This is a genomic window from Protofrankia sp. Cj5 (genome assembly GCF_917627405.1).
Taxonomy (GTDB): domain Bacteria; phylum Actinomycetota; class Actinomycetes; order Frankiales; family Frankiaceae; genus Protofrankia.
In genome coordinates, this window is record NZ_CAKJTO010000011.1 from 54,003 (window position 1) to 62,270 (window position 8,268).

Sequence of the window (8,268 nt, forward strand, 5' to 3'; positions counted from 1 at the left end):
CGGGTGGCCCCCCGCATCCCACCCGCTGTCAGCCGTGCCGGGTGGTCTCAGCCGTCGGCGGGGACGGCCGAGACCACCGTGACCGTGCCGGCCCCGCCGTCCACCGTCACCTCGGCACCGTCGCGCAGCCGCGCGGTGCCGTCGCCCACCGAGATGACACACGGGATGCCGAGCTCGCGGCAGACCACGACCGCGTGGCTGTTGAGGCCGCCCACGTCCACCACGGCCGCGCCAGCCACCAGGAACAGCGGCGTCCACGCCGCGTCCGTGATGGGGGAGACCAGGACCTCGCCGGGCTCGAGGGCGTCGCAGCCGGCCAGATCGGTGATGATGCGGACCCGGCCGGTGTAGACACCGTGGCTGCCCCCGACGCCGGTGAACACCTCCCCCACCGCCGCGGCCGGGCTCTCGCGGTCCCGCCGCGGCCAGGTGGCGATGTCGGGGTCCTCGGCGACGAAGAACGGCGGCTCCAGCTGGGCCAGTTCGGCGTACTCGACCAGCCGCCGCGCGATCACCGGCGTGAACCGGCCGGGGTCGGTGAGGTAGCCGTCGAGCTCGTCCGCGAGCAGCATCATGATGTCCTCGGGATGGGCGAAACGACCGGCCTCGACGCCGCGGCGGCCCAGCTCGCGGATTGCCATGCGGATCTCGTGCAGCGCCGCGACGCAGTTGGACTTGGTGCGTTCCCGCGCGGGCATCCAGACGTCGACCGCCCGCATACCGATGTCGAAGGTGGCAAGAGCCTCGGCGTTGCCAGCGAGCGCCTCGCGGATCTCCGCCGCGATCCGCGCGCGGCGGGCGGCGAGCATGTCGTGACGCAGGGCCGGCGACTCCGAGTCCGGGCTGGTGCGGAGCCGGTCGACCAGGGCAAGCGCCGCGGCGGGATCCACCTCCCACGCCAACGAGTGGATGTCCCACTCGTTGGGGCCACGGTCACCGTAGCTGTCGAGGAAAGCGGCGAAGGCGTCCCGGAAGAGGGCAACATCGCCCGTGGCGTCCTCGCCCAGGGCGATCGCCACCGTGGCTGGGCCCTTGTCGAACAGCGTGGTCAGCTCGGTGGACCCGGTCACGGCGCGGGACAGGTCCCACAGGCCCACCGCGGGCGAGGCGGAGTCGATGCCGCCGATACCACTGATCACATCGAGCAGGTCGCTGCCGCGTCCCACACTTTCGCAGATCGGCCCGAGGATACCGGGGCCGAAACTCGCCGGGAGGCTGGAGAACACGTGCCGGTAGAAGATGCTCTTCTCGCTCTCGTCGAGCAGAGCACGGACCCGGGCGACCAGTTCGCTCTCGGAGAGCGTCGTGAGATCGGGCCGTTCGCGACGCCACGCCCGCACGCGATCACGATCGGTCATGGCATCGGTGAACTCCGTGGTCGCGAGGAGCCGCTGCACCGAAGCGCCGGCCGCCGCCGCGCGCTCGGCGTCGACGTCGTCGGGATGCGCGACGTAGGGCGGGATGTCGGGCCGCTCCCCGACGAAGGCCCGGTCGGTCTGCTCGACCGGCATCCCCAGCCGCAGCGAGAACAGCCGCATGTGCGACAGGTTGAGGTAGAAGTAGCCTCCGAACAGCCCCGCGATCTCGGGCCGGTCCGCCGACATCTCGTCGGGGCGGTAGACCCCGATGTCGATGAAACCCTGCCGCCACGCCCGCAGGACGCTGACATAGGCGAGTGTCCAGCCCAGGGGGCTCGCGGGCGCGGGCAACGTCTCGCCCGCGTTGGCCCTGGTGTAGTGGGGCAGCCGCGGGCTGCGCTCCCAGTCTGCGACCCAGCTCTGCACGGCGCGTCCTCTCTCCGCTGATGCCAGGCGCCAGTACGGACACACATGTAATGGCCGGCACGAATGTGACGGCCATTACATGGCACTAACTATGTGTTGTCAACAGAAAGTCTGCGATGCGCACGCCTGCACGGCCGGGCTCACCCGGCCCGGCCGAGATCCTCGACCAGCTCGATGACGTTGCCCTCGGGATCAGCCCAGAAGGCGATCAGCCGCCCGCTCGCCTCGACCAGCTCCGGCTCTGACAGCGGGCTCGCTCCCCCACGACGCATCCGCTCGGCGGCCCCCACCGCATCGGCGGCGTACAGGGTGAGGTAGGACAGGCCGCGGCGGGCGGTCAGCGGCACAGCCGGCGCGAGCGGGCCCGTGCCGGTGGCGGGCCGCAGCAACTTGATCCGCTCCCCCCACGGGGTGCGCAGCCAGACCACGGTGGCCGCCGCCCCCAGGCCCAGTTTGGCGTTGAGCTCGGCAGGCACGTCCGAACGGTGCGCCTCGGTACAGCCGAGCGCCTCACGGTAGAAGCGGACCATGCCCACCAGGTCGTCGACGACGATCCCGACCTCCAGCGGCCGGGTCATCACCAGCGCCGGGGTGGACGAGGGCGGGGTGGCCATCGCCCCTCCTCCCCGCGCCTTCTCGACCGCACGTCACCGTGATGCCCATCACAGCCGAGAAACTAAATGCTGTCAATAGTAAGAACGTCCGACGCCGGGGAGAACCGGCCATGTCCCCGCAGGAGCGCACGCAGCCCCGCGGCGAGCCGGGGCGCGATCCGCTCGGGCGGCTCGGCACGCAGCCGCTCGGAGATGACCTCGATCGACATACCCACCTCGGGACGGCGGCGGGCCGCGGCCGCCAGCAGACCGGTCAGGTCGAACTCGCCGTCACCGAGCGGCCGCCGGTTGGCCAGGCAGTCAGCCAGCAGATCGTCGTCCTCGGCCACCAGCGGCCCGTCGGACAGCTGTAGCCGCACGACATACGGCCAGACACCGTCGCCGAGGTCGTCCGGGGTCTGGCCGCCGCGGTAGACGTGCCAGACGTCCAGGCAGACCCCGCCGTTGGCCCGGCCGGCGGCACGCACCAGCGACGCCGCCGTGGCCCCGTCGGGGATATTGGTGAACGGCAGGAACTCGACACCGAGCACGACACCCGTCCCGACGGTCGCCGCCCGGTCACAGGCCCCGGCGAAGCGGGCCACCGCGTCATCCCAGCTCCCCGCATAGGGACCGATGACTCCCACGTAGGGCACCCGCAGCCGCTCCGCGACCGCCCAGCAGACCTCTTCGGCCTCGTCGGGCTGGCCGCCCAGCGGTCGCAGCACGTCGAGCTCGCCCACGGTGACGCCACCCTCGGCGAGCGCGTCCTCCAGCTCGGCCAGGCCGTGGCCGGCCGCCAACCAACGGCGCAGCCAGCTCAGGCTGAGACCGATGGAGGTGAAGCCGGCGGCACGCGCCACCTGTGCCCGCCGCAGCGGCTCCAGCGGGGGCAGCGAATAGAACGACAGCACCACCCTGGCGAGGTCCTCCGGCCCGGCCCGGCCGGGCACGGGGACACGCCGGGGCAGCCCGCCATCGGCACCTGCGATCACAGCCATCGGGCTCCTTCACGAACACGTGCGCCGCCTATCGGCGTCGGACGCGCATACGGGCAACGCCTTCCGGACCGGAGCGGACCCGGACCGTGCTGGCAGGTGCGCCGTGCCCGCCGGGAGCGGCTCACTGGGCGACCGCTCCCGCCGCGCCGCTGGGACCCGTGGGCAGCTGCAGCGACATCAGCTCGACATACTCGGCCAGCCCATGTTCACCCAGTTCGCGTCCGACACCGGAGCGCCGGAAACCCCCGAACGGGGCAAGCACGCTGAACCGCCCGCCGTTGATCGCCACCTGGCCGGTGCGCAACCGGCGCGCCACCGCGATCGCGGCCGCCTCGTCCGCGGCGAACACCGCGCCGGACAGGCCGTAGTCGGAGTCGTTGGCGGCGGCGACGGCCTCGTCGGCGTCCGCTACCGGGATGACCGCGAGCACTGGCCCGAAGATCTCCTCGCGGGCGAGCACCGCGTCGTTACGCAGGCGGCTCACCACGGTAGGACGCACGAAGTAACCGCGGTCGAGCCCAGGCACGGGCCCTGGGCCGCCGACGAGCACGGTGCCCTCGTGCCTGGCCTTGTCCAGATAGGACGCGACCGAACGTGCCTGCGCGGCCGAGGCGACCGGCCCGATCGTGGTCGCCGGGTCCAGCGGATCGCCGACCACCTGCGCCTCGACCAGGGCGACCAGGCGCTCCTCCACCTCCTCGAGCAGCTCGTGGGGGACGAGCAGCCGGGTGGTCGCCGAACAGGTCTGGCCGTTGTTGACAAAGCAGCCCCGCACGGCACTGGTGACCGCACGGCCGAGGTCCGCGCCCGGGCAGAGGATGAAGGCGGACTTGCCGCCGAGCTCCAGGGTCAGCCGCTTGATACCGGGCCCGGCGAGCTGGGCGACCCGCGCGCCCGCGGCCGTCGACCCGGTCAGGCTGACAAGGTCGACCTCGGGATGGCTGGCGAGGGCCTCCCCAGCCACGGGCCCGCGGCCTGTCACGATGTTCAGGACACCAGCGGGCAGGCCAGCCTCATGGGCGACGTCGGCGAGGGCGAAGGCCGCGAAGGGCGCCACGCTGCTCGGCTTGGCCACCACCGTGCATCCGGCGGCGAGCGCCGGGGCAACCTTGGCGGCCAGCTGGTAGAGCGGATAGTTCCACGGTGTGATCGCGCCGACGACCCCGGCGGCGACCCGCAGCACGAGCGACGATCCGATCCGCTCCTCCAGCGGGAGACGCTCGGCGACATCGGCGGTCGAACGGATGACGGACACGGCCAGACCCACCTGGATGCGCTCGGACGTGACCAGCGGCGTGCCGACCTCACGGCTCATCAGCGTCGCGAGTGCGGCGCCGCGGGCCTCGAGGCCATCGGCAATCATCCGCAGCAACGCGATCCGGTCGCTTCTGGGAGTGGCCGACCATCGCTCGAAGGCGCCCCGCGCGGCCATGACGGCAGCGGTGATGTCGGCAACCTCGCCCGCCGGCACCACGCCGATGGTCTCCTCCGTCGCCGCCTCGATGACCTCGATCGTCCCGCTGCCGCTCGGCGCCCGCCACGCACCGCCGAGGTAGAGCCCGGTCCTTCGGTCCATGCGCTCCTCCGAGACAAGCCCAGGCTTTATCGAACAACGGTTTCCGGAACACGTCGTAAGACACCATCCAGCGGAGATGGCCCTCGGAGAATCCAGCAAAACCAGGCCCTTCGCAACCGCCTTGTACCGTTCGTCCTTGTACCGTTCGTCCATGGATCGCCGGATGTTGCTCTCCTTGCTGGCTATCGGCGCCGCGCAGGCTCTGGTCAGTTGCTCGGCCCAGCCCGCGGCTCCGGCGGCACCGCGTCCCGCCGGAGCGCCCATGCCCGTTTCCGCCCGCCCCCCCGGAAACCAGCTCGCCGCGCCGCGCCCGGCGCCAGCGGCACAGCAGACGCTTCCGCCCATCCCTGCTGCCCACCCGGAAAACCCGGCGGTGGTGTTCGGCGCACCCGCGCCAACCCGGCGGATCGCGATCACGATTGACGACGGCTACTCGCCCGAGACCGTGGCCGGTTATGTGGAGTTCGCGCGACGGTCGGGAATCCCCATCACCTTCGCGCCCAACGGCGCCTACCGGGCGATCTGGGACCGGCACGCCGACGTCCTGCGTCCCCTGATCGAAACCGGCCAGGTCCAGATCGCGAACCACACCTGGACACATCTCCAGCTGCCTGGCCGCCCGGACGACGCGATCCGCGCGGACATCGAGAGAAACGAGGACTGGATCGAGCGGACCTTCGGTATCACCTCGCGCCCCTGGTTCCGGCCGCCCTACGGTTCGCACAACGCACACGTCGACGCGCTCGTGGGCGAACTCGGCTTTACCAGAATCCTGCTGTGGAACGGGAGTTTCGGCGACTCGACACCGATCAGTCCCGAGCAGCTCATGGGCCTGGCCAGCCGCTACCTGCAACCAGGAACAATCATGCTCGGTCACGCCAACCACCCGACGGTCCTCGGGCTGTTCGATCAGATCCAGCAGCTCATTGCCGAACGCAGGCTGGAGCCGGTCACGCTGGACACGATGTTCCAGACCTCCCGGGCCATCGGCTGAATCCGCCCGCTCTCCCGCCTGCCTATGCGGCCTGCTGTGCGGCGGTTTCGGCTCGAGAACCACGGTGGCCGCCAGCCCGGTGCAGACAACAAGCGCCGAGCCGTCGACGATGAGGCTGCCAACGGACGAGGAGAGTGGGAGGGCGATGGCGACGCCGATGATCGAAGTGAAGGCGGTAACCAAACGGTTCGGGTCAGTCAACGCGCTGGCCGGCGTCGGCCTGACGGCCGGGGCGGGTACGGTTCTCGGGCTGCTCGGCCCCAACGGCGCCGGCAAGACCACCCTGGTGCGGATCCTGAGCACACTGCTCAAACCGGATAGCGGCCAGGCCACGATCGCCGGGTACGACGTCGTCCGGGACGCGCAGCGGCTCCGTTCCATGATCGGGCTTGCCGGCCAGTACGCCGCCGTGGACGAGCTGCTCACCGGACGGGAGAACCTTGAGCTGGTCGGTCGGCTTTACCATGTCGGAAGAGCCGAACGGCGGCGGCGGGCGCAGGAGGTGCTGGAGCGCTTCTCGCTCACCGAGGCGGGCGACCGGCAGGTGAAGACCTACTCGGGTGGGATGCGACGGCGCCTCGACCTCGGCGCGAGCCTTGTCGGGCATCCGTCCGTACTGATCCTGGACGAGCCCACCACCGGGCTCGACCCGCGGACCCGCAGCGAGCTGTGGGCGCTCATCGAACAGCTGGTCACCGACGGTACGACCGTCGTGCTGACGACCCAGTACCTCGAAGAGGCCGAACGCCTCGCGCACCAGATCGTCGTCATCGACCGGGGCCGGGTGGTTGCCGCCGGCACCGCCGACGAGCTCAAGACCCGCGCCGGCGGTGCCGTGCTCGAAGCCCGGGTCGTCGATCCCGGCGACCTGCACCGGGTCGCCGCCCTCCTGACCGACCTGGGCGACGGGCCGCCGCAGCTGGACACCGAGCGGCGCCGGGTCGCGGTCCCGACCGGTGGCGGGGCCAAGGTCCTGCTGGCCGCGGGGCGCCTTCTCGACGACGACGGGGTCACCCTGGACGACCTCGGTATCAGGCGTCCCTCCCTCGACGATGTCTTCCTCTCCCTGACCGGCCACGTAGCCACCGAGGCGGCCGATGACGAGACGAGCGGCCAGCCCGCCGTCATGGCCGGCCCGCCCCCGCCGCCCCCGGCAGCCGCGGCAGCCGCGGTCTCCGCGACACCGGGAAGGAACTCATGAACGCCGTCGCCCTTGGTCAGCCAGCGGCGCGCACAGCGTCGCTCACTCCGGTCATCGCGCTGGGCGACATCGCCGGGATCGCCCGGCGCAACCTCGTCCGGCTCATACGCACACCCCAGCTGCTGCTCATCTCCAGTGCCCAGCCGGTGCTGATCCTGCTGCTGTTCCGTTACGTCCTCGGCGGCGCCATCGCCATCCCCGGCAGCAGCTACGTCAACTACATCGTCCCGGCGGTGTTCGTGGAGGCGTCGCTCATCGGTGGCGCGGCAACCTCGGTCGGGCTGGCCGAGGACCTCAAGAGCGGGATCATCGACCGGTTCCGCGCGCTGCCCATGGCCCGCTCGGCCGTGCTCGCGGGACGTACCGTCGCCGACCTGTGCCGCGCCGTCGTGGTGCTGGCGATGATGATCGCGGTCGGGGTCCTGGTCGGGTTCCGTTTCAACAACTCCGCTGCCGCGATCATCGCCGGGCTCGGGCTCGTGCTGCTGTTCGGGTACGCCATGTCGTGGGTGTTCGCATCCATCGGCCTCGCCGTGAAGGATCCCGAGACAGCCCAGGTCGCCTCGATTCTGCCCTTCTTCCTGCTGGTGTTCCCAAGCTCGGCGTTCGTGCCCGTGAGCACCATGCCGGGCTGGCTGCAGGGTTACGCGAAGGCCCAGCCAGCCAACATCACAATCAACGCGGTGCGGACGCTCATGGAGGGCGGGCCCGTCTCGCACTGGGTGTGGCAGTCGGTGGTCTGGTCGGTGGGCATCAGCGCGGTGTTCGCCCCGCTGGCCGTGCGCCAGTACCGCAACCTCACATCATGATCATATTTCATGATCATATCGGTGGGCGCGGATCGCCGGCCCCCGGGGAGGCGGGGCTTGGCTTGCGGCCGTGCGGGGATCTACCGTGAGGTAACAATCGGGGTGGGGATGCCGAGGGCGGGTACACGGAAGGGCACAGACAGGTGGAAGCGGGCGATGGGCACGTAACCGACCTGCTCGGAGCATGGGCGCTCGACGCCTGCGACGCCGAGGAGGCCGACGCGGTGGCGGCGCATGTCCGCGGCTGCCCATCCTGCGCGCGGGAGGCGGCGACGCTGCGGCAGGCAGCGGCGGCGCTCACCATGCTCAC

Annotated in this window: 8 protein-coding genes; 4 read left to right on the top strand and 4 right to left on the bottom strand. The window is 71.1% G+C overall.

All coding sequences use genetic code 11. The features are described from left to right. Positions 1-47: 47 nt before the first annotated feature. From MJ777_RS04610 to MJ777_RS04625, 4 genes are all read right to left on the bottom strand, one after another. Positions 48-1,784 carry a PEP-utilizing enzyme gene (locus tag MJ777_RS04610; RefSeq protein WP_239373434.1) on the bottom strand — a complete coding sequence of 579 codons (1,737 nt, stop codon included), beginning with the start codon at positions 1,782-1,784 and terminating at the stop codon, positions 48-50. Positions 1,785-1,924: 140 nt separating this feature from the next. After that, positions 1,925-2,398, bottom strand: a complete 474-nt coding sequence (locus tag MJ777_RS04615; RefSeq protein ID WP_239308816.1) for a VOC family protein — start codon at positions 2,396-2,398, stop codon at positions 1,925-1,927. Between the two features lie 62 nt (positions 2,399-2,460). Further along, complete coding sequence (locus MJ777_RS04620; protein WP_239308817.1) at positions 2,461-3,378, bottom strand: sugar phosphate isomerase/epimerase; 918 nt, start codon at positions 3,376-3,378, stop codon at positions 2,461-2,463. 121 nt (positions 3,379-3,499) lie between these two features. Continuing rightward, positions 3,500-4,954 carry an aldehyde dehydrogenase family protein gene (locus MJ777_RS04625; RefSeq protein ID WP_239373436.1) on the bottom strand — a complete coding sequence of 485 codons (1,455 nt, stop codon included), beginning with the start codon at positions 4,952-4,954 and terminating at the stop codon, positions 3,500-3,502. A 163-nt stretch (positions 4,955-5,117) separates the two neighbouring features. Here MJ777_RS04625 and MJ777_RS04630 point away from each other — a divergent pair, with 163 nt between their 5' ends. The 4 genes from MJ777_RS04630 to MJ777_RS23005 form a co-directional block, all read left to right on the top strand. Beyond that, entirely contained in the window at positions 5,118-5,948 is an 831-nt protein-coding gene (locus MJ777_RS04630; RefSeq protein WP_239373438.1) for a polysaccharide deacetylase family protein, read from the top strand. Positions 5,949-6,093: 145 nt separating this feature from the next. Continuing rightward, the gene (locus tag MJ777_RS04635) at positions 6,094-7,149 is read left to right on the top strand and encodes an ATP-binding cassette domain-containing protein (RefSeq protein WP_239373447.1); all 1,056 of its coding nucleotides are present in this window, start codon (positions 6,094-6,096) and stop codon (positions 7,147-7,149) included. After that, positions 7,146-7,958, top strand: coding sequence for an ABC transporter permease (locus MJ777_RS04640; RefSeq protein ID WP_239308821.1), 813 nt, complete (start codon positions 7,146-7,148; stop codon positions 7,956-7,958). The genes MJ777_RS04635 and MJ777_RS04640 overlap by 4 nt, the downstream gene beginning before the upstream one ends. Positions 7,959-8,101: 143 nt before the next feature. Continuing rightward, a partial coding sequence (locus MJ777_RS23005) for a zf-HC2 domain-containing protein (RefSeq protein ID WP_370652644.1) occupies positions 8,102-8,268 on the top strand: 167 nt, incomplete at its 3' end.

What these genes read in the sequence shown, in the direction of transcription:
- MJ777_RS04625 (WP_239373436.1), bottom strand. Translation starts at nt 4,954, where the DNA reads ATGGACCGAAGGACCGGGCTCTACCTCGGCGGTGCGTGGCGGGCGCCG.
- MJ777_RS04630 (WP_239373438.1), top strand. Translation starts at nt 5,118, where the DNA reads ATGTTGCTCTCCTTGCTGGCTATCGGCGCCGCGCAGGCTCTGGTCAGT.
- MJ777_RS04620 (WP_239308817.1), bottom strand. Translation starts at nt 3,378, where the DNA reads ATGGCTGTGATCGCAGGTGCCGATGGCGGGCTGCCCCGGCGTGTCCCC.
- MJ777_RS04635 (WP_239373447.1), top strand. Translation starts at nt 6,094, where the DNA reads ATGGCGACGCCGATGATCGAAGTGAAGGCGGTAACCAAACGGTTCGGG.
- MJ777_RS04615 (WP_239308816.1), bottom strand. Translation starts at nt 2,398, where the DNA reads ATGGCCACCCCGCCCTCGTCCACCCCGGCGCTGGTGATGACCCGGCCG.
- MJ777_RS04640 (WP_239308821.1), top strand. Translation starts at nt 7,146, where the DNA reads ATGAACGCCGTCGCCCTTGGTCAGCCAGCGGCGCGCACAGCGTCGCTC.